General features: G+C 59.2%; 21 protein-coding genes. 14 read left to right on the forward strand and 7 right to left on the reverse strand.

What is annotated here, in order from left to right:
* Positions 1–4: 4 nt before the first annotated feature.
* From sufC to ACJO5Y_RS12085, 6 genes are read left to right on the forward strand one after another with little or no spacing between them, the layout of a single operon-like run.
* Entirely contained in the window at positions 5–775 is a 771-nt protein-coding gene (gene sufC / locus ACJO5Y_RS12060) for a Fe-S cluster assembly ATPase SufC (RefSeq protein WP_406987475.1), read from the forward strand.
* 11 nt (positions 776–786) lie between these two features.
* Positions 787–2,085 carry a Fe-S cluster assembly protein SufD gene (gene sufD / locus ACJO5Y_RS12065; RefSeq protein ID WP_406987477.1) on the forward strand — a complete coding sequence of 433 codons (1,299 nt, stop codon included), beginning with the start codon at positions 787–789 and terminating at the stop codon, positions 2,083–2,085.
* Between the two features lie 6 nt (positions 2,086–2,091).
* Positions 2,092–3,345: a cysteine desulfurase gene (locus ACJO5Y_RS12070; RefSeq protein ID WP_406987478.1), complete on the forward strand. Its 1,254-nt coding sequence runs from the start codon at positions 2,092–2,094 to the stop codon at positions 3,343–3,345.
* 13 nt (positions 3,346–3,358) lie between these two features.
* On the forward strand, positions 3,359–3,712 hold the full coding sequence (locus ACJO5Y_RS12075; RefSeq protein WP_406987479.1) for a HesB/IscA family protein: 354 nt from the start codon (positions 3,359–3,361) through the stop codon (positions 3,710–3,712).
* A gap of 40 nt (positions 3,713–3,752) precedes the next feature.
* The gene (gene sufT, locus ACJO5Y_RS12080; protein WP_297790940.1) at positions 3,753–4,295 is read left to right on the forward strand and encodes a putative Fe-S cluster assembly protein SufT; all 543 of its coding nucleotides are present in this window, start codon (positions 3,753–3,755) and stop codon (positions 4,293–4,295) included.
* Positions 4,296–4,757: a SufE family protein gene (locus ACJO5Y_RS12085; RefSeq protein ID WP_406987481.1), complete on the forward strand. Its 462-nt coding sequence runs from the start codon at positions 4,296–4,298 to the stop codon at positions 4,755–4,757. It abuts the gene before it with no gap.
* On the opposite strand, the gene ACJO5Y_RS12090 is transcribed toward ACJO5Y_RS12085, so the two are convergent.
* Together ACJO5Y_RS12090 and ACJO5Y_RS12095 are read right to left on the reverse strand one after the other, a co-directional pair.
* Positions 4,758–5,951, reverse strand: coding sequence for a flagellar assembly protein T N-terminal domain-containing protein (locus ACJO5Y_RS12090; RefSeq protein ID WP_406987483.1), 1,194 nt, complete (start codon positions 5,949–5,951; stop codon positions 4,758–4,760).
* Between the two features lie 48 nt (positions 5,952–5,999).
* A complete protein-coding gene (locus ACJO5Y_RS12095) occupies positions 6,000–6,533 on the reverse strand; it encodes an LPP20 family lipoprotein (RefSeq protein ID WP_406987485.1) in 534 nt (177 codons plus the stop codon).
* A 253-nt stretch (positions 6,534–6,786) separates the two neighbouring features.
* On the opposite strand from ACJO5Y_RS12095, the gene traF reads away from it, so the two are divergent.
* The 4 genes from traF to trmL all read left to right on the forward strand — a co-directional run bounded on the left by traF (position 6,787) and on the right by trmL (position 11,028).
* Positions 6,787–8,052, forward strand: a complete 1,266-nt coding sequence (traF, locus tag ACJO5Y_RS12100) for a conjugal transfer protein TraF (RefSeq protein WP_406987486.1) — start codon at positions 6,787–6,789, stop codon at positions 8,050–8,052.
* Positions 8,053–8,135: 83 nt separating this feature from the next.
* A complete protein-coding gene (locus ACJO5Y_RS12105) occupies positions 8,136–9,257 on the forward strand; it encodes a tRNA nucleotidyltransferase/poly(A) polymerase-related protein (protein ID WP_406987488.1) in 1,122 nt (373 codons plus the stop codon).
* Between the two features lie 123 nt (positions 9,258–9,380).
* Positions 9,381–10,559 carry an acetyl-CoA C-acetyltransferase gene (locus ACJO5Y_RS12110; RefSeq protein ID WP_406987489.1) on the forward strand — a complete coding sequence of 393 codons (1,179 nt, stop codon included), beginning with the start codon at positions 9,381–9,383 and terminating at the stop codon, positions 10,557–10,559.
* Positions 10,560–10,563: 4 nt separating this feature from the next.
* Positions 10,564–11,028 carry a tRNA (uridine(34)/cytosine(34)/5-carboxymethylaminomethyluridine(34)-2'-O)-methyltransferase TrmL gene (gene trmL / locus ACJO5Y_RS12115; RefSeq protein WP_406987490.1) on the forward strand — a complete coding sequence of 155 codons (465 nt, stop codon included), beginning with the start codon at positions 10,564–10,566 and terminating at the stop codon, positions 11,026–11,028.
* Positions 11,029–11,110: 82 nt separating this feature from the next.
* Here trmL and secB read toward each other — a convergent pair whose 3' ends face one another.
* Positions 11,111–11,611: a protein-export chaperone SecB gene (gene secB / locus ACJO5Y_RS12120; protein ID WP_406987491.1), complete on the reverse strand. Its 501-nt coding sequence runs from the start codon at positions 11,609–11,611 to the stop codon at positions 11,111–11,113.
* 29 nt (positions 11,612–11,640) lie between these two features.
* Entirely contained in the window at positions 11,641–12,057 is a 417-nt protein-coding gene (locus ACJO5Y_RS12125) for a rhodanese-like domain-containing protein (protein ID WP_406987492.1), read from the reverse strand.
* Positions 12,058–12,200: 143 nt separating this feature from the next.
* On the opposite strand from ACJO5Y_RS12125, the gene gpmM reads away from it, so the two are divergent.
* The 4 genes from gpmM to ACJO5Y_RS12145 all read left to right on the forward strand — a co-directional run bounded on the left by gpmM (position 12,201) and on the right by ACJO5Y_RS12145 (position 17,226).
* Positions 12,201–13,748 carry a 2,3-bisphosphoglycerate-independent phosphoglycerate mutase gene (gene gpmM / locus ACJO5Y_RS12130; protein ID WP_406987494.1) on the forward strand — a complete coding sequence of 516 codons (1,548 nt, stop codon included), beginning with the start codon at positions 12,201–12,203 and terminating at the stop codon, positions 13,746–13,748.
* An 8-nt stretch (positions 13,749–13,756) separates the two neighbouring features.
* Positions 13,757–14,890: a murein hydrolase activator EnvC family protein gene (locus ACJO5Y_RS12135; RefSeq protein ID WP_406987495.1), complete on the forward strand. Its 1,134-nt coding sequence runs from the start codon at positions 13,757–13,759 to the stop codon at positions 14,888–14,890.
* A gap of 111 nt (positions 14,891–15,001) precedes the next feature.
* Positions 15,002–16,399: a S41 family peptidase gene (locus ACJO5Y_RS12140; protein ID WP_406987496.1), complete on the forward strand. Its 1,398-nt coding sequence runs from the start codon at positions 15,002–15,004 to the stop codon at positions 16,397–16,399.
* Entirely contained in the window at positions 16,399–17,226 is an 828-nt protein-coding gene (locus tag ACJO5Y_RS12145; RefSeq protein ID WP_406987497.1) for a divergent polysaccharide deacetylase family protein, read from the forward strand. The genes ACJO5Y_RS12140 and ACJO5Y_RS12145 overlap by 1 nt, the downstream gene beginning before the upstream one ends.
* Before the next feature lie 19 nt (positions 17,227–17,245).
* Here ACJO5Y_RS12145 and hisF read toward each other — a convergent pair whose 3' ends face one another.
* From hisF to hisH, 3 genes are read right to left on the reverse strand one after another with little or no spacing between them, the layout of a single operon-like run.
* A complete protein-coding gene (gene hisF / locus ACJO5Y_RS12150; protein ID WP_406987499.1) occupies positions 17,246–18,019 on the reverse strand; it encodes an imidazole glycerol phosphate synthase subunit HisF in 774 nt (257 codons plus the stop codon).
* 10 nt (positions 18,020–18,029) lie between these two features.
* On the reverse strand, positions 18,030–18,767 hold the full coding sequence (gene hisA, locus ACJO5Y_RS12155; RefSeq protein ID WP_406987501.1) for a 1-(5-phosphoribosyl)-5-[(5-phosphoribosylamino)methylideneamino]imidazole-4-carboxamide isomerase: 738 nt from the start codon (positions 18,765–18,767) through the stop codon (positions 18,030–18,032).
* Positions 18,761–19,402: an imidazole glycerol phosphate synthase subunit HisH gene (gene hisH, locus ACJO5Y_RS12160; RefSeq protein WP_406987502.1), complete on the reverse strand. Its 642-nt coding sequence runs from the start codon at positions 19,400–19,402 to the stop codon at positions 18,761–18,763. Before hisH ends, hisA begins: the two co-directional genes overlap by 7 nt.
* Positions 19,403–19,436: the final 34 nt, after the last annotated feature.

The following is a 19,436-nucleotide window of genomic DNA, read 5'->3' on the forward strand; positions in this document are numbered from 1 at the left end:
ACAAATGCTCAGTATCAAGAACCTGCACGCCTCCGTCGAGGGCAAAGAAATCCTCAAGGGCATCAACCTGGAGATCAAGGCCGGGGAAGTTCACGCCATCATGGGCCCCAACGGCTCTGGTAAGAGCACCCTGTCCCAGGTGTTGGCAGGCAACGAGGCATTTGAGGTAACCGAGGGCGAAGTGACCCTGAATGGCGAGAACCTGCTGGACCTGGAAACCGAAGAACGTGCCCGCGAAGGCATTTTCCTGGCGTTCCAGTACCCGGTGGAGATTCCCGGCGTCAGCAACCTGCAGTTCCTGCGTACTGCTGTGAATGCCCAGCGCCATCATAAGGGCGAGGCCGAGATGAACGCGGCGGAGTTCATGAAGCTGGCGAAGGAAGTATCCAAGCAGGTCGACCTGGACCCGGCCTTCCTCAAGCGTGGTGTTAACGAGGGCTTCTCCGGTGGCGAGAAAAAACGAAACGAGATCATGCAGGCCCTGCTGCTACAGCCGAAGCTGGCCATCCTGGACGAAACCGATTCCGGCCTCGACATCGACGCCCTGCAGGTCGTCTCTAACGGCGTCAACGCCCTGCGTGCCGAAGATCGCGCCATCCTGATGGTGACCCACTACCAGCGCCTGCTGAACCACATCGTGCCGGATCATGTTCATGTACTGGCCGGCGGCAGGATCGTCAAGTCCGGTGGTCGCGAACTGGCCCTGGAACTGGAAGAACGCGGTTACGGCTGGCTCGGCATCAAAGACGAAGACGAAGAAGCGGCAGCCAACTGAGGGGGAGCGGAATGAAACCAGCACCAACACTTTCCGCCGCGTTCCTTCATCCGGCCGGGCAATCATTGCCTGAGCCGCTGCTGGCGCTGCGCAAACAACGAGGTACGGCCTTGGTGGACATGCCACTGCCGACCCGCAAAACCGAAAACTGGAAGTACTCCAGCAAGTACCTGAAACTGACCGACGACATGGCCATTTCGTTGCCGGCCGAACACAAGGCGGGCAGCAGCCTTGCAGTGCCCGGTTACAAGGTATCGTTCCTGAACGGCGTGATGATGCCGGAAGCCAGTGACTACCCGGACCTGGATGGCATCACCATTGAACGCTTTGGCGACCTGGATGACGACGAGGCCGCCAGCCTTGCGGATCGCATGGACAGCACGCTGGACAGCTCTTCGAACAAGGGCGCCGTGCAGATGGCCCGACTCAACTCCGCCCGTTTCGAGGATGGACTGCTGATTCGCCTGAAGCCGGACGCCGTGCTGGACCAGCCGCTGTTCATCGTCCATGAAGTCAACGCCGACGCCAGTGGTTCCGCGTATCCCCGCATATTCGTGGATGCCGGCCGCCACAGCCAGATCACCGTGGTGGAGGAGTACATTTCCAGCGGCAGTGAACCCGTCATGGTCAATACCGTCACCGAGTTCACGCTGGGGGATGGCGCCAACGTCACCAGCATCCGCCTCAACACGGAAGGCGAGAATGTTCAGCATATTGGTGCAACCGGTGTGCGCCAGCAGCGTAGCTCACGCTTTGAAAGCCACTGCGTAGGCTTTGGCGGCCCACTGCGCCGGCACGACCTGCAGGTTCGCCTGGAAGGCGAAGGCGCCGAATGCAAGCTCAATGGCGTGGTGGTCACCCAGGGCAAACAGCACTACGACAACCACACCACCATCGAACACGTGGCGGCCCACTGTAACAGCGAAGAAACCTATCGCAACATCGCCGCCGACCAGTCTCATGCCGTGTTCAATGGCCGCATTCATATCCATCAGGATGCCCAGAAGTCCAATGCGAATATGAACAACAAGAACCTGCTGCTGTCTAACGGTGCAGAGATAGATACCAAGCCTGAGCTTGAGATCTACGCGGACGACGTCAAGTGCGCTCACGGCGCAACCATAGGCCGGTTGGATGAAGTGTCGTTGTTCTACCTGGTATCTCGCGGCATCGGCCGGCGGGAAGCCAACGTTCTACTGACCATGGCATTTATAAATGAACTGGTCGGGCAGATTCCGGTGGAGCAGGTACGGGATACCGCCCACACTCGACTGAACCAGTTCTTTGATCAGACATTCGAGGGGGCGTGACCGGTTATGACAGATCTGTCCGTGGCCAACACAGCCAAGAAAACAGCGTTTGACGTTGATGCCATTCGCCGTGACTTCCCGATCCTGTCGCAACAGGTGAACGGGAAGCCGCTGGTGTATCTGGACAATGGCGCCTCGGCCCAGAAGCCGATGGCCGTGCTGGACGCCATGGACCGTTATTACCGGGAGATGCACTCCAACGTTCATCGTGGCGCCCACACCCTGGGTGACCGGGCGACCGTCGCGTTTGAAGGCGCACGGGAAACCGTCAGGGGCTTTCTCAATGCCGAGAGCACCCGGGAAATTATCTGGACCCGCGGCACCACCGAAGCCATTAACGTGGTCGCCAACGGCCTGGCCCCTCGCCTGAAAGCCGGCGATGAGATCCTGGTGAGCCAGATGGAGCACCACGCCAATATCGTACCCTGGCAGATGGTTGCCGAGAGAACCGGCGCAAAAGTAGTGCCGGTTCAGATCACACCGGAAGGCGAACTGGACCTTGATTCGTTCAACAGCCTGCTGAATGAACGCACCCGGATTTTTGCCATTACCCATGTGTCCAACGCTCTGGGTACCGTTAACCCGGTGGCCGCGTTGATCAAACAGGCCAAGGCCCGCGGCATCATCACCCTGGTGGATGGCGCCCAGGCCGTGCCCCATTATCAGCCGGATGTTCAGGCACTGGGCTGCGATTTTTACGCGTTCTCCGCCCACAAGCTGTTCGGACCGACCGGCATCGGCGTACTTTACGGCAAGGCCCAGCTACTGGAAGAAATGCCCCCGTACCAGGGTGGCGGTGAAATGATCGAGCGGGTGTCGTTTGAAGGCACCACCTGGAACACCCTGCCTTACAAGTTTGAGGCCGGGACACCGGCGGTGGCCGAAGCCGTCGGTCTGGGCGCCGCCATCGACTATGTGGGCCGCCTGGACCGCCGTGCCATGGAGGCAGCCGAGAAGGCTCTTCTGGACCGCGCCAATCAGCTGGTGGAAACCGTGCCCGGCATGGAGGTCATCGGCACCGCGAAGCACAAGGCCCCGGTCATGTCCTTTAAAATCGAGGGGTTACACCCCAGCGACATAGGGACATTGCTCGACCAGCAGGGCATTGCTATCCGCACCGGCCACCATTGCGCCATGCCACTGATGGATTTCTACGGAGTTCCCGGTACAGCCCGGGCTTCCTTTGCATTTTACAATACGTTGGATGAGGTGGAACAATTGTTCACAGCCTTGCAAAAAATCCAGCGCCTGTTTGCCTGATGGAGGTGGAATTATGACAGCCGAAGTCTTCACCCCGACCGTTGCCGTCACCATGACGCCAAGCGCGGTCACGCACGTGCGCAAACAACTGGACAAGAAGCCGGAAGCCATGGGTATCCGGCTCGCCATCAAGAAAAGTGGCTGCTCCGGTTTCAAGTACGAGACACATTGGGTGGAAGAAGCCGCCACCGACGACAAGGTGTTTCACATTGACGGCGTGGACGTGTACGTGAAAGAGGAACACCTGCCGCTGGTGAACGGGATCGAAATCGACTTCGTCACCGAGGGCGTGAACTCCATGTTCCAGTTCCGCAATCCGAACGCGACCGCCGAGTGCGGATGTGGCGAGAGCTTTACCGTAGCGTAATCCGACACCAAAGACAGAAAACAGCGAGGCCAGTACAGGCATGCAAGAACGGGAAGTTGTCCTGACCAAACGCGAGGTGGAAGCCCGCCTTGTTCCTGCCGGAACCGAAATCATGATTCCGTCGGATACCTTTGTGACCATCACACAGTCACTGGGCGGCACCTTTACCGTTGCGGTCAATGGCAACCTTGCCCGCATCGAGGGCCACGACGCCGATGCCCTAGGCAAACAGCCACTGGAAAGCAGCTTCGACACCCCGGAAGACGGCACCGTTAATGAAAACCAGGTGTGGGAAGCCATGCGTAACTGCTACGACCCGGAAATCCCGGTCAACGTGGTGGACCTTGGCCTGATCTATGAGTGCAAGATCGAGAACGGCACAGAAGACGGCAACCACGTCTACATCAAAATGACGCTGACCGCCGCGGGCTGCGGCATGGGCCCGGTGATCACCGATGATGTCCAGCGCAAGGTCGAGTACGTCCCCAATGTCGACAAGGTGACGGTGGACCTGACCTTTGATCCGCCCTGGAACAACGACATGCTCACCGACGAAGCCAAGCTTGAACTGGGGATGCTGTAAATGACTGCCTGCGAACAGACCTTTCTGGACAATCCGCTCGGAAAAGACACCACCCTGGAAGACGTGCTCGACGGCTTCGAGTTTCTGGACGACTGGGAAGAGCGTTACGCCTTTATCATTGACCTTGGCAAGCAGCTGCCATCATTCCCTGATGAAGCCCGCACCGAGGAAAACTACGTGCACGGCTGCCAGAGCCAGGTGTGGCTGATTCATCACTATGATGAGGAGAGCGGCAAGCTGTTTCTGCTGATCGACTCGGACGCCATGATCGTGCGCGGCCTGGCCGCCATCATCCTGGTGGCCCTGAACGGCAAGGCACCACGGGATCTGCTGGCCACTGACATCGATGAGCTGTTCGAGCAGTTGGACCTGTTCCGCCACATCTCCCCGACCCGGGGCAATGGTCTGCGTGCCATGGTTGGCAAGATCCGCGATACCGCTGCCCGGGTGGCCGCCGCCTGATTACCAGACGATCGCCACGTCATCCCGCTGAATATTGATCTCGCCGCCGGACAGCGGCATCTCGCCATTGCTGAAATCCGGGTGAACATTATTCAGGGTCATCCGGGTCTGGCTGTCAGACAGCTCCGGCGTCCCCCCGAGTGAATCGAAGAAGCTTTGACTGCGATACAGATGCAGCTCATCACCCGGGCGCAGACCGGCTGTGGCTCCCGACGCCAGGGTAACCCGGTTACCATCCACGCGGGTAATACGGGTAATAAACGGCTGGCAGGCCAAAGCTTCCTGAACCGCTGAACTCATATCCGCCATGATCCCGGAGACGGCCTGGCCATAGGCGGTTTCCTGAAAGCCGGCAGAATTAAAACCGGCAGAGGCGCCCGGACCGGCATCCCACTGTGCCTCCGTAGCAAACCGCTGCTGATAGACTGGCGCGCCACTGAAGCCATCAAACACCATCAAATCCGCCACAAAGCGCCGGTTCTGGTTGGCCACGCCAACGCCCCTCTGCAACCGGTCCAGAACTGACGTGCCCCAGGCCGAAGGATCGGAAACGCCCAGATCCCGGATCACCCCCGTTACCACAAACTGAACATCCAGCTCACGGGCCACCTGAATGACGTTGGTCAGCCGGTTATCAAATTTTTGCTGGGTAGGCGCGTTCAGCAAATCCTGGAAAAGCCTGGACGTGGTGGCGCCGTATACCTGCAGGCGACCAGTTTCCCTCAGGGACGCCTGCAATTGTTGCGGCAAGATTTCGCCGGCGTCATCGATACGACCAACCCGCGCCTGATCCGTATACAGGATCGGAAAGCCGGTCACCGCCACACGTTTCTTCAGACCAGCCGCCTCGCCAACACCGCAACTGCTACCTGCTGACATGTCGGCCCTCACGGTCACCCGCAACAGGTCTCCACGGCGATACTCATCGACTATCCGCGCGTCACGGGCGCGGGCCGAAGACGCCACCTGCAGGCGGGATTCCGTCACCACGCCATTCTCCACTGTGTCGCGACTGCTGATCTGTGCTTCATATCGCAGCGCAACGTCCCGCAGTGCAGCTTTACGGGCTTTCTCCCGCGCCTCGTCCACGTCACCACCATGGATGGTTGCGTGCCCAGTCCCCTCCAGCACCACGGCCTGAGCCGCCGGTGTCACCAGCAAGGTCAAAACAAGCAGTATACGAACAGTATTCATGGCGATATGGTCACCCAGTCGGACTTTCAGTCAGGTCAGTCAAGCAGGTCAGTCAAGATAGTACAGGGAATCGACGCTGCGGCTTTGCACATCCCCAATGCTGTCGTTGCCCCGGGGCATGGGGATCGGGCACAGGTTCTGGACCTGTGAGTCGGACACCTTCGCCACACAGGAACGGAACCGGGGCTCCAGCTTCAGCTCCATCACCGTTTCAATCACGCCGTCACTGTGCTCGTTGACGGCCACCATTTTGGCGCCACGAATGTAGCTGTCCACATAGGTGCGGAACATGTCGTTGCGCAGCACGAAGTCGTTTACGGTGGAACTGCCGTAGATGACGGTTCCGTAGACCCGCTCCGCCAGGTTGCGGTAGGCATCCAGCTTGGACGCACGGCGGGCCAGTAGCCGCTCCCGGGTGTTCAGCCGATCTTTGGAAGCATCTTCGTAGGTGCCAAAACCACTTACCCGAACCGTGATCGGCTCCAACTCCCGCCCACTCTCGTCACCACTCTGGTAGCTGCCCACGGGGGCACAACCAACCATCAGGGCCAGCACGGGTGCGGTTATCCAGCGCAGGGTCATGTTCATTCTCCGAAAATTCTCATGTGCACCCTTCCATGAAAAAATCACGCCATGTTTTATAACCCGTTGATTAACCATCACTCGGCCTGCCTGACGGCAAGGCTCCGGGCTCGGAGCGGCAAAAAAATACCGGCATTTACATCCGTAGAACAAACCGTTACCGCTTCACCAATGTAAAAAAAAGGGAACTGCCCTAGCCTGACCCACGTGTAATGTCTGGCGCTCAACTTACCGAAAAACAACAGGAAAACATATGACTGTCAATCACCTGACCAAACTGTCGATCGCTATCGGACTGTCCGTTGCAACCACAACGGCCATGGCCAGCCCTCAACAGTTCATGTCTTCCCGCTCCTTTGCCATGGGCGGGACCGGAATCGCGGTAGCACACCCGGCAGCCGCCGGCGCAACCAACCCTGCCATGCTTGCCGCGGACAACCATGAGTGGTCAGATGATTTCGGCCTGATCCTGCCTTCGGTCAACGCGCGCTTCGCGGACGAAGAGGAAACCGTGGACCAGATTGATGACATCAAGGACAACATTGATCGCTTTCAGGAACTGAACCGATCGTCCAATCCCGACGAGGCCCGTCGCATTGCGGGCGATATACGACGCCAGCTCAATGACTTTGACAGGGACACCGTTCGGGTTGACGCGGGGCTGGCTATTGCCGCGGCAATACCGACCGAAGAGTACTCGGTCGGATTTTTCTCCACCGGCAACCTGCGGGCAACCGTCCGCGGCGAACTCGACGAGCAGGATGATGCATTTCTGCAAGAGCTGGAAAATGCGGACGAACTGACGCTGGCAACGGCCGATCTGGACCGGGACCTGCAGTCTCGCGGCAGTATCCTCGCATCGGCAGTCATCGAAGTTGGCGTCTCGCTCGCCCGGGCATTCGAGCTGTCAGATGGCAACGCGCTCCAGATCGGTTTTTCACCCAAATACGTCCAGCTCCGCACTTTCCAGTACACGGAAAGGGTATCCGGCTTCGAGGATGATGATTTCGACAGCGATGAATTCGAAACCACGAAAAGCGGACTGAACTTCGATCTTGGCATGGTCTACGGCTTTGGCGAAAACAAGGAATGGAGCGCCGGCGCCGTCGTAAAGAATGTTATTCCGATGGATCTGGAGTCAGCTGCCAGCCGCCCGGAACTGGGCGAGGAAAAGAGAAAACTCAAGCTCCATCCCATGGTTACCGCCAGTATTGCCCACAAAGGCGACTTCCATGTGCTGACCGCCGAACTGGACCTGACCGAGAAAGAAGCCTTTGGCTACGAGGACGATACCCAGTGGCTAGCCCTTGGCGCCGAGTTCGATGCGTTCCGCTACGCCCAGTTGCGTGCTGGCGTTCGCCAGAACCTGGCGAGCAACGACGATAACGACGGCATTGAGGAAGAAACCCAGTTCACCGCTGGTATCGGCCTGTCGCCATTTGGCGCTCGCCTGGATATCGGCGCGCTGTTCAGCGATGCCGAAGTGGGTGCCGCCATCGAACTGGGCGCGGCCTTCTAACATCTGGAGAACGGTTTGCCTCGGCCGCCGCTACCACCGATAATCCCCGGATCATTTTCCGGCATTGGAGAACTTCGGGACCCATGGAAACCTATCTGGTTGGCGGCGCGGTACGGGATGAGCTACTGGGCCTGGAGGTCAAGGACCGCGACTGGGTCGTCGTTGGCGCCACACCTGAGGAGATGCTGAAACAGGGCTTCAAACAGGTCGGCGCCGACTTCCCGGTATTCCTGCACCCCGACACCCGCGAAGAATACGCCCTCGCCCGTACCGAGCGCAAGGCCGGCCGGGGCTACCATGGCTTTACCGTCTACAGCGCCCCGGACGTCACCCTGGAGGACGACCTCAGGCGCCGCGACCTCACCATCAACGCCATGGCGATGTCCACATCCGGGGAGCTGGCAGACCCCTTCAACGGCAAGGCCGATATCAAGGCGCGACTTCTGCGCCACGTTTCAGACGCCTTCGCGGAAGATCCCCTGAGAATACTCCGTACCGCTCGCTTCGCCGCTCGCCTGGCCCCGATGGGGTTCCGGGTTGCAGACAGCACCATGGAACTGATGCGACAGATGACCGCTTCCGGCGAAGTGGATCACCTGGTACCGGAGCGAGTCTGGCAGGAAATTCAGCGCGCCCTTCACGAAAACGATCCCGCTACCTTCTTCGAAGTGCTCCAGGGCTGTGACGCCCTGTCAGTTCTGGTCCCCGAACTGTCCGAAACCACCGTGCTGGCAACAGCCCTGGCTTCCCTGAACTGCGTTTCCGCCGGGGATGCCGATACACCGACCCGTTTCGCGGCGCTGCTGTCCCACCTGCCCGAAGACCAGGCCAATCAACGGGCACAATCGCTCAAGGCGCCCAATGATTGCCAGGATCTGGCACGCCTTACCAGCCGGCTGGCACCCCAGCTTCGCGACCAGTCGGATGCCGGGATTACAGAACAAGGCATCCTGACCCTGCTCGACGAGGCGGACGCCTGGCGGCGGCCAGAAAGATTCCAGCGGTTGCTGACCACCTTCACCTGCACCCTGCCCGACCAGTACGGCGTCGCCATCACCCTGCTGCGGGAGTCTGCAAGTGTTGCCGCCGATGTCGATGCAAGAGAGCTGATGGCGCAAGGCCACAAGGGTAAAGCGTTGGGAGAGGCGATCCGGCGGGAACGTTTGCGCCGCATTGCTGAACGGATTCTGAAACACCCCCACTGAAAGCAGCGGCTGGCCACCAGCTGCTTTGGTGCTTAACGGCTTTCCGTTACAATGAAATCAGTTTTCATCCTGCCTGCGCCGGCAAACAGGTTGCCTGGCGCCTTACAGAACCGGAGAGAATCCATGCGTGATGTTGTCATCGTAGCCGCCAAACGCACCGCCGTCGGAAGCTTTGGCGGCGGCCTTTCCAGCCTGCGTGCCGACCAGCTGGGATCCGCCGTTATCAAGGCACTGCTTGAGGAAACCGGTGTACCAGCCGGGCAGATCAACGAGGTTGTTCTGGGACAGGTCCTGACGGCCGGCTGCGGCCAGAACCCGGCTCGCCAGGCTTCGATCAATGCAGGCATCCCGGCATCCGTGCCTGCCATGACCATCAACAAGGTCTGCGGCTCCGGCCTCAAGGCCGTTCACATGGCGGTCCAGGCTATTCGCACCGGTGACGCCGAGCTGATGATCGCCGGCGGCCAGGAAAGCATGAGCCAGGCGCCCCACGTGCTGCCCAACAGCCGCAACGGTCAGCGCATGGGTGACTGGAACATGGTCGATACCATGATCAAGGATGGCCTGTGGGATGCTTTCAACGACTACCACATGGGTGTCACCGCCGAGAACATTGTCGGTAAATACGGCATCAGCCGCGAAGAGCAGGATGAATTTGCCGCCGCGTCCCAACAGAAGGCCGTGGCCGCCCGCAATGCCGGTTATTTTGACAGCCAGATCGTTCCAGTCAGCATCCCCCAGCGCAAGGGTGACCCGATTGTCGTCGACAAGGACGAGAATCCCCGCGATGGCGTCACTGCCGATGCTCTCGGCAAGCTGCGTCCGGCTTTCCAGAAAGACGGCACGGTGACTGCGGGCAACGCGTCGTCCCTCAACGATGGTGCCGCCGCAGTGATCGTCTGCAGTGCTGACAAGGCAAAAGAGCTGGGCCTGACCCCGCTGGCCACCATCAAGGCTCACGCCAATGCGGGTGTTGATCCCACCATCATGGGCACCGGCCCGATTCCCGCCAGCCGGCGCTGCCTGAAACTGGCCGGCTGGAGTGTGGACGATCTCGACCTGATCGAGGCCAACGAAGCGTTTGCAGCCCAAGCCATTTCCGTGAACCGGGAGCTTAACTGGGACACCAGCAAGGTCAACGTGAATGGCGGCGCCATTGCCATCGGCCATCCGATTGGCGCCTCCGGCTGCCGCATTCTGGTCACCCTGCTGCATGAGATGACTCGCCGGGATGCCAAGAAAGGCCTGGCCACCCTGTGCATTGGTGGCGGTATGGGCGTCGCCCTCGCGGTCGAGCGCTGATTGCATGCTGCATGTGGTGCTGTATGAGCCGGAGATTCCCCCCAATACCGGGAATATTATCCGGCTATGCGCCAACACAGGCTGCCAGCTGCATCTGATTGAACCGCTGGGGTTTAATCTGGAAGACAAACAGATGCGACGGGCCGGCCTGGATTACAGCGAATACGCCACGGTTAAAGTCCATAAGGATTACCGGGCTTTTCTGGATAGCGAGCAGCCGGAAAGGCTGTTCGGGCTAACCACCAAAGGTAGCCAGCACTATCATGAAGCCCGCTTTGAGGATGGCGACTACCTGATGTTCGGCCCGGAAACCCGCGGGCTGCCAGAGGATGTCCGGAGCGGTCTGTCGCCGGAACGCCGCCTGCGGGTCCCCATGCGGCCACAAAGCCGAAGCCTGAACCTGTCCAATACAGCTGCACTGGTGGTTTATGAAGCCTGGCGGCAATTAGGGTTTGAAGGTGCGGTCTGAACTGCGCCTCCTATTTCAGGCAGACATAAAAAAACCGGCAGATGCCGGTTTTTTTATGTGAGCGGATACCTGAAAACACGCTTCAGTGAGTCTGCTCTTCTTTGCTTTCACCTTCAGCTTCTTCCTGCTTGCGCTTGAGCGCCTGGGCATAGATGGCGTCGAAGTTCACCGGCGCCAGCATCAGCGCCGGGAAGCTGCCCTTGTTCACAACGCCGTCGATAGCTTCACGTGCGTACGGGAACAGGATGGTCGGGCAGTACGCGCCGAGCATCTGGCCCAGCTGCGGGCCTTCAATGCCCTGCAGCAGGAACACACCAGCCTGCTGGATCTCGACGATGTACGCCACCTTCTCACCCATCTTTGCGGTAACCGTCAGGGACAACACCACTTCGTACTGGTTGTCGCTCACCTTGTTGTGAGAGGTGTTCAGATCCAGATTCACCTGCGGCTTCCACTGCTCCTGGAAAACAACCGGCGAGTTGGGGGATTCGAAGGACAGATCCTTCACATAGATACGCTGCAGCGCGAATTGCGGCTGGTTCTGGTTTTCGCTACCTGCTGCGCCTTGCTGATTCTCAGCCATGTTCAATCCTTTTCGTATGATTCAACGTTTTACTTCTTGACCAAAGGAAGGTTACTGCCTTTCCAGTCCGCAATGCCACCATTTAGGCGGACCACGTTCTCATATCCTTCAGCTTTCAGCTGCTTGACCGCCATCGCAGAATGCTGACCCATCTTGTCAGCCACAATAATCTGCTTGTCCTTGAACTTTTTCAGCTCGCCGGCGCGGCTCTTGATGGCGCTCAACGGGATGTTCACGGAACCGGTGATCCGGCCTTCGGTAAAGTCCTTGCGGTCACGGATGTCCACTACCACGGCTTCATCGCGGTTAATCAGCCCTACTGCGCCCTGGGCTGAAATTTTCTGGCCGCCGCGACGGGACTCCAGCACCAGAATGGCCAGGAGGAACGCCACAAACAGCGACACCAGAATGTAGTGGTTGACGGCAAATTCAATAAACCTGTCCATGAAAACACCCAGTTAATTAGTTTGGCGGGATTATACACACCCTGAACCAGTGACAGAAGGCAGACCTGCGTGGCCTGATGACGTGAAAACGGTTAGAATCTGCACTCCCGTTTACAAATTTCAAAACCATACCGGATGAAGTGATGACCGCAACGCGTAAGCCGACTGCACTGATTATTCTGGACGGCTGGGGCCACCGTGACCCAGCTGAAGACAATGCCATCAGCAACGCCAATACCCCGTTCTGGGACAAGCTCTGGCAGCAACAGCCCAAAACCCTGATCAACACCTCCGGTATGTTTGTGGGGCTTCCTCAAGGGCAGATGGGCAACTCCGAAGTTGGCCACATGAACCTGGGCGCCGGTCGCGTGGTGTACCAGAGCCTGACCCGTATCGACAAGGACCTGGAAGACGGCACCTTCGCGGAGAACCCGACCCTTTGCGCCGCCATCGACAAAGCCGTCAGCAGTGGCCGCGCGGTGCACCTGATGGGTTTGCTGTCACCGGGCGGCGTCCACAGTCACGAGGAACACATCCTGGCAGCCGCGGAATTGGCGAAGGCCCGGGGCGCAAAAGAAGTCTATATCCACGCCTTCCTGGATGGCCGCGACATGCCGCCGCGCAGCGCCAAACCATCCCTCGAAAAAGCCGCCGCCAAACTGAAAAGCCTCGGTGTTGGCCGGGTGGCTTCGATTGTTGGCCGCTACTACGCCATGGACCGCGACAACCGCTGGGATCGGGTGGAAGCCGCCTACAACCTGATGACTCTGGGCGATTCCGAGTTCACGGCAGTGGACCCCGTCTCCGCACTGGAGCAGGCCTACGAGCGTGGCGAAAACGACGAGTTCGTCAAACCGACCCGCATCCACGAAGCGGGCGAGCCGGAAGGCACCATCAATGACGGTGACACTGTCGTGTTCATGAACTTCCGTGCCGACCGCGCCCGGGAAATGACCCGCACCTTCGTGGAGAAAGACTTCGAGGGCTTTGAACGCCGCAAGCACCCGGAACTGGCGGATTTCGTCATGCTCACCGAGTACGCCGCCGATATCAAAACGGCCTGCGCCTACCCGCCCGAACAGCTGGTCAACGGCCTGGGTGAATACGTTTCCAACCTGGGCAAGACCCAGCTGCGCATTTCGGAAACCGAAAAGTACGCCCACGTCACCTTCTTCTTCAATGGCGGCCTTGAAACACCGTTTGAAGGCGAAGACCGTATTCTGGTGCCGTCTCCGAAAGTGGCCACCTACGACCTGCAGCCGGAAATGAGCGCACCGGAAGTCACGGACAAGCTGGTGGAAGCCATCAAGAGCGGCAAGTACGACCTGGTGGTGTGCAACTATGCCAACGGTGACATGGTCGGCCATACCGGCAAACTCGACGCTGCCATCAAGGCCGCGGAGTGCATCGACCAGTGTGTCAAACGCATTGTCGAAGCCCTGGATGAAGTGGGCGGCGATGCGCTGATCACTGCGGACCATGGCAACTGCGAGCAAATGACCGACCCCAATTCCGGCCAGGTTCATACCGCCCACACCCTTGGCCCAGTGCCGCTGATCTACACAGGCCCGCGCCAGGTCAGTCTGAAAGATGACGGCAGCCTGAGCGACGTGGCGCCCTCCCTGCTGGCCCTGATGGGGCTGGAACAGCCAGCGGAAATGACCGGGCACAGCCTGGTAACCATCGATTGAGAGATCGATTGTTTTCCCCCCGATTACTGGCAGCTGCACTGATATTCAGTGCGCTGCCAGCGCTGGCCGATCAGGAAGTGACTCCCGGCCAGATCGAAGAGCTGAAAGAACAGATTGCCGACATTGATCAATGGCTGGCGAAGGCTGAAGAAGATCGCTCATCCCTGGAACGGCAGCTGACCGGTATCGAACAGGATATCAGCCGCCTGACCCGGGAGCGGCGGGAGCTGCGCCGCCAGGCGGAAGAGCAGCAACAACGGCTGACGGAACTGCAGAAAGAAGAAAAGGACCTCAATCGTACTCTGGAAAGCCAGCGTGAAAGCCTGAAAAAACAGATTCGCGCCGCCTGGATGGAAGGGGATGCCCCCGCCGTCAAAGTCCTGCTCAACGAGATTGATCCGGACAAGATCGCCCGCACCATGACCTATTACGAATATCTCAGCCGGGACACCGTCCAGCGCCTTGAGGTGTTCAACGAGAACCTGCGCCAGCTGAGGGAAACCCAGCAGGAAGCCAGAGCGGCACGGGCTCGCCTGGGGAAACTGGAACAGGACGTGGAAGAGCGCCAGGAGAAGCTGACACAATCCCGCTCCAGACGGGAACAGACCCTCGCAGCCCTGGACGCCGAAATCACTGACAGAAAAGGCGAGCGCGAAGAACTGGTCTCTGACCGCGAACGCCTGGAAAAGCTGTTGCGTGAAGTGGAAGAGGCCATTGCCAACATCCCCTCCCCCAACGAATCCGAACCCTTCGGCTCCTTGCAAAACAGACTCCCGTGGCCTGCCAGGGGCAAGGTATTCAGTGGGTACGGGGACCGTTATGCCGACGGAAAACTTCGCCGTAACGGGCTACTGATGAACACCGAAGAAAACGCAGACATCAAGGCCATACACTATGGCCGGGTGGTGTTCGCCAACTGGCTGCGAGGGTTCGGCCTGATGACCATTGTCGATCATGGCGATGGCTACATGACGCTCTACGGCCATAGCAGCAGCCTCTACACCAGCCCGGGAGACTGGGTAGAAGCCGGTGAGGCCATTGCCGCCGCCGGACGCACTGGCGGCACCGATGACCCGGCACTCTATTTCGAAATTCGCCGCAACGGCAAACCCGTGAACCCCCGCAGCTGGCTGGCAAAGTAGACGCGGCTCCCGGTTATAGAGGCCAAGGGCTGACAAACCCGACCAGTGACGCCATACTGTCCCGGTATGCAGGGGACTGCTCAACCATCGGAATATACACAGGATAAGTGAATGAGACGGGCCAGAAGCACATATAACGCCACAACGATCCGCGCACTGACTCTGATTACCTGCTTTGTTGCCTTTCCCGGCCTTGTTCATGCCCAGGAAACCGATGACCGTACCGGAGAACTCCTGGAAGGTGTGCAGAATGGCGAACGTGTGCAGATCCAGCTCCCCGATCCTGAGGAGCAGCTCCCCCTTGATGACCTTCGCAAGTTCACCGAAGTGTTCAGCCGCATCAAGGATGCCTACGTTGAGGAAGTCGATGACCGGCAACTGCTGGAAAGTGCCATCAAGGGCATGCTGTCCGACCTCGACCCGCATTCCACCTACCTGGCCCCCAAGGATTACGAGCAGCTTGAAGAGAGCACTTCCGGCGAATTCGGTGGCCTTGGCATCGAAGTGGGCATGGAAGACGGCTTTGTAAAAGTGATTGCACCGATTGACGACACCCCTGCCCAGAAGGCCGGGGTACAGGCAGGCGACCTGATCATCAAGCTTGGCGACCAGCCGGTGAAAGGCATGTCCCTGGAGGAAGCCGTCAAGCTGATGCGGGGTAAACCCGGAACGATCCTCACGCTGACCATCATGCGTGAAGGGGAAAATGCCCCCATCGAGATTGATGTTGAGCGGGACATCATCAAGGTGACCAGCATCAAATCCCGCCTGATTGATAATGGCTATGGCTATCTCCGCATCACCCAGTTCCAGGCCGATACTGGCACCCAGTTTATCGATGCCCTGAACGGCCTGAAAGAAGAATACGGCCACGACCTCGACGGCCTGGTGATCGACGTGCGTAACAACCCGGGCGGCATTCTGCAGTCCGCGGTTGAGGCCGCTGATGCCCTGCTTGATGAAGGTCTGATTGTCTATACCGAGGGCCGCATCCAGAGCTCGCGCCTGCGCTTTAACGCCAAAGCCGGTGATGTGGCGGAGGGCACCCCCATTGTCGTACTGATTAACGGTGGCTCCGCCTCCGCTTCGGAAATCCTCGCCGGCGCACTTCAGGACCATGAGCGCGCGGTAGTGATGGGCACCCAGTCCTTTGGTAAGGGCAGCGTACAGACCGTCATTCCCCTGGATGAGACCCACGCCATCAAGATGACAACGGCCCGCTACTATACCCCGGACGGACGCTCTATCCAGGCCAAGGGCATCAAGCCGGACATCGAAGTCCAACCTGCTGAGCTGCAGGAGATCGATGGCCGTCCATTCTTTACCGAAGCAGACCTGAGCGGCCATCTGGAAGGCCAGGATGAGGGCGAGGACAGCGCTGAGGAAGAACTTCAGAACGCTTCCGCCGCCGAGCGGGATTACCAGTTGCGTTCAGCGCTGAACCTGCTCAAAGGCCTGCGGATTCTGGATAAGCGCGGCAACAAGACCAGCATCAACGAAGCGGATTAATGCCCTTGAGACTGCTGATTTCACTGATTGCCGCGACGCTTCTGGCAACAACCGCCCGGGCGGAGACTCCCGGGCCAGCGCCGCAAGGGCAAGTGCCGCCGACGATTGCCATCATCATTGATGACATGGGCCATAACCTCCACGAAGGCAAGCGTCTGGCAAATCTGGAACAGCCGGTGACACTGGCCTTCCTGCCCTATCGACGACACACCGTTGCCCTCGCAAAGCTGGCCCACCTCAGGCACAAGGAAATCATGCTCCACGCGCCTATGGCGAATACCCGTAATTTCGGGCTAGGCCCTGGCGGGCTGACACCCGAGATGGATCGGCAAAGCCTGAAAAACACGCTTCGCCGCGCCCTCCGGTCTATCCCTCACGTCAAGGGTGTCAACAATCACATGGGCAGCCTGCTGACCCAGCAGCTGGAACCCATGGACTGGGTTATGTCGGAGCTGGACCGCTATCCAGTGTATTTCGTCGACAGCCGCACCATTGCCTCCTCGATTGCCGGCAAGGTCGCAGACGCCTATCGCATTCCTACCCTCACCCGTGATGTCTTTCTTGACCATGAGCAGACTGAGGAATACGTGGATCGGCAGTTCAAGCTGTTGATTGAACGGGCACGAAAAAACGGCAGCGCCGTCGGCATTGGCCACCCGCACAAGGTGACTGTGGACTATCTGGAGAAAAACCTGCCCAAGCTGGACGAACAGGGTATCGCAGTCGCCACGGTGAGCGGCCTGTGGGCCATACGGAATAACAACCGGCCGATGTTTGCGGAAGGTGAGAAGCAGGCCATCCGGCCTGCGTACGCCAAGAGCGAATAGGTGTTTGGCGCCGCGCCACCTACTCCCTGACTTCAATCCCCTGAGCCTTCATAAACGCCTTGGCCTCAGGAATGGTGTGCTGGCCAAAATGGAAGATTGAGGCCGCCAACACTGCATCCGCGCCGCCCTCGGTCACCCCGTCCGCCAGATGCTGCAACTCGCCGACACCACCGGAGGCAATCACCGGAACCGATACCGCATCACTAACCGCACGGGTCAGGCCGAGATCAAAGCCAATCTTGGTGCCATCCCGATCCATGCTGGTCAGTAGCAGTTCCCCGGCGCCCAGCGTGGTCATTTTGCGGGCCCATTCCACTGCATCCAGCCCGGTCGGTTTGCGGCCGCCGTGGGTGAAGATTTCCCAGCGCGGCGCTTCGCCCTCGGCCGATACCCGCTTGGCATCAATCGCTACCACAATGCACTGGCTACCGAAGCGGTCAGCAGCTTCCCGCACGAACTCCGGATTGAACACGGCGGCAGTATTGATGGATACCTTGTCTGCCCCTGCGTTCAGCAGTTTGCGGATATCTTCGACGGTACGCACGCCACCACCCACGGTCAGTGGGATAAAGACTTCCGCCGCCATACGTTCCACGGTTTCATAGGTGGTGTCACGGCTTTCATGACTGGCGGTGATGTCCAGGAAGGTGATCTCGTCCGCACCCTGCTCGTTGTACTTGCGAGCCACCTCAACGGGGTCACCCGCGTCGCGGATATCAACAAAGTTCACGCCTTTCACGACGCGGCCCTTGTCCACGTCCAGGCAGGGAATGATGCGTTTGGCCAGTCCCATAAATGTGTCCTTATGCCTTCAGGTTGTCGCAGTAGGCCTGGGCCTCTGCCACATCCAGCGTGCCTTCGTAGATGGCGCGCCCGGTGATGGCACCGAGGATGCCCTTGTCCGCCACGGTCGCCAGACGCTTGAGATCATCCATGTTGGTGACGCCACCGGAGGCGATAACAGGAATACCGCCAGCTTCGGCCAGAGCCGCCGTCGCTTCGACGTTCACACCCTGCATCATGCCGTCACGGCTGATGTCGGTGTAGACAATGGAGTCGACGCCGTCGTTGGCAAAGCGCTTCGCCAGATCCGTAGCCATCACTTCGGAGACTTCCGCCCAGCCATCGGTCGCGACGCGGCCGTCTTTGGCGTCCAGACCAACAATGATATGACCCGGGAATTTCTTGCACATTTCAGTGACGAAGTCCGGCTCTTTCACGGCTTTGGTGCCGATGATGACCCACTGTACGCCCGCTTTCAGGTATGCCTCGATGGTCTCTGCCGAGCGAATGCCGCCGCCAATCTGGATCGGCAGATCCGGGTACTTGCGGGCGATGGCCTGGACGATTTCGCCGTTGACCGGCTCACCCGCGAAGGCGCCGTTCAGGTCGACCAGGTGCAGGCGGCGGGCGCCGGCTTCCACCCAGCGGGTGGCCATGTCGACGGGATCGTCACCGAATACCGTGGAGTCGTCCATGCGCCCCTGACGCAGGCGAACGCATTTGCCGTCTTTCAGATCAATGGCGGGGATAATCAGCATTTTCCAGTCCAGTCAGTAAAATTCTTCAGTAACTGCAGCCCCGCCCGGGCGCTTTTCTCCGGGTGGAACTGCGCTGCAAAGATATTGTCTTTCGCCACCGCGGCCGCCAGATCAACGCCATAATGGCCGCGGCCGGCGATGTCGGCGTTGCCTTCGGCTTTGGCGTAGTAGCTGTGCACAAAATAGAAACGGTCACCATCCGGAATGTTGTGCCAGAGCGGGTGTTCGATGGTCTGGTAGACCTCGTTCCAGCCCATGTGCGGCACTTTCAAACGCTCTCCGTTTTCCGTCAGATTGTCGCCGAAGTAGCGCACCTCAGACGGAAACAGGTCGATGCAGTCAACGCCACCGTTTTCCTCGCTGCGGGACATCAGCGCCTGCATGCCAACGCAAATGCCCAGGAACGGGCGGTCCTGTGACACTTCGCGCACCAGGGTGTCCACGCCCAAACGGCGGATTTCGGCCATGCAGTCACGAATGGCGCCGACCCCGGGCAAAATCACCCGGTCGGCTTCGCGGATCTGATCGGCGTTGTCGGTAACCAGTACGGTGGTGTCCGGGGCTACGTGCTCTACCGCTTTTTTAGCAGAGTGTAGGTTGCCCATGCCGTAGTCGATAATGGCAACGGTTTTCATGGTAATGCGGTGTCCTTCGATGACCGGTTACAGT

It is taken from the genome of Marinobacter alkalisoli, assembly GCF_045449855.1.
Classification (GTDB): Bacteria; Pseudomonadota; Gammaproteobacteria; order Pseudomonadales; family Oleiphilaceae; genus Marinobacter.

Excerpts from the sequence above, each read along its gene's own strand:
- sufC (WP_406987475.1), top strand. The coding sequence starts at position 5 with ATGCTCAGTATCAAGAACCTGCACGCCTCCGTCGAGGGCAAAGAAATC.
- sufD (WP_406987477.1), top strand. The coding sequence starts at position 787 with ATGAAACCAGCACCAACACTTTCCGCCGCGTTCCTTCATCCGGCCGGG.
- ACJO5Y_RS12070 (WP_406987478.1), top strand. The coding sequence starts at position 2,092 with ATGACAGATCTGTCCGTGGCCAACACAGCCAAGAAAACAGCGTTTGAC.
- ACJO5Y_RS12075 (WP_406987479.1), top strand. The coding sequence starts at position 3,359 with ATGACAGCCGAAGTCTTCACCCCGACCGTTGCCGTCACCATGACGCCA.
- sufT (WP_297790940.1), top strand. The coding sequence starts at position 3,753 with ATGCAAGAACGGGAAGTTGTCCTGACCAAACGCGAGGTGGAAGCCCGC.
- ACJO5Y_RS12085 (WP_406987481.1), top strand. The coding sequence starts at position 4,296 with ATGACTGCCTGCGAACAGACCTTTCTGGACAATCCGCTCGGAAAAGAC.
- ACJO5Y_RS12090 (WP_406987483.1), bottom strand. The coding sequence starts at position 5,951 with ATGAATACTGTTCGTATACTGCTTGTTTTGACCTTGCTGGTGACACCG.
- ACJO5Y_RS12095 (WP_406987485.1), bottom strand. The coding sequence starts at position 6,533 with ATGACCCTGCGCTGGATAACCGCACCCGTGCTGGCCCTGATGGTTGGT.
- traF (WP_406987486.1), top strand. The coding sequence starts at position 6,787 with ATGACTGTCAATCACCTGACCAAACTGTCGATCGCTATCGGACTGTCC.
- ACJO5Y_RS12105 (WP_406987488.1), top strand. The coding sequence starts at position 8,136 with ATGGAAACCTATCTGGTTGGCGGCGCGGTACGGGATGAGCTACTGGGC.
- ACJO5Y_RS12110 (WP_406987489.1), top strand. The coding sequence starts at position 9,381 with ATGCGTGATGTTGTCATCGTAGCCGCCAAACGCACCGCCGTCGGAAGC.
- trmL (WP_406987490.1), top strand. The coding sequence starts at position 10,564 with ATGCTGCATGTGGTGCTGTATGAGCCGGAGATTCCCCCCAATACCGGG.
- secB (WP_406987491.1), bottom strand. The coding sequence starts at position 11,611 with ATGGCTGAGAATCAGCAAGGCGCAGCAGGTAGCGAAAACCAGAACCAG.
- ACJO5Y_RS12125 (WP_406987492.1), bottom strand. The coding sequence starts at position 12,057 with ATGGACAGGTTTATTGAATTTGCCGTCAACCACTACATTCTGGTGTCG.
- gpmM (WP_406987494.1), top strand. The coding sequence starts at position 12,201 with ATGACCGCAACGCGTAAGCCGACTGCACTGATTATTCTGGACGGCTGG.
- ACJO5Y_RS12140 (WP_406987496.1), top strand. The coding sequence starts at position 15,002 with ATGAGACGGGCCAGAAGCACATATAACGCCACAACGATCCGCGCACTG.
- ACJO5Y_RS12145 (WP_406987497.1), top strand. The coding sequence starts at position 16,399 with ATGCCCTTGAGACTGCTGATTTCACTGATTGCCGCGACGCTTCTGGCA.
- hisF (WP_406987499.1), bottom strand. The coding sequence starts at position 18,019 with ATGGGACTGGCCAAACGCATCATTCCCTGCCTGGACGTGGACAAGGGC.
- hisA (WP_406987501.1), bottom strand. The coding sequence starts at position 18,767 with ATGCTGATTATCCCCGCCATTGATCTGAAAGACGGCAAATGCGTTCGC.
- hisH (WP_406987502.1), bottom strand. The coding sequence starts at position 19,402 with ATGAAAACCGTTGCCATTATCGACTACGGCATGGGCAACCTACACTCT.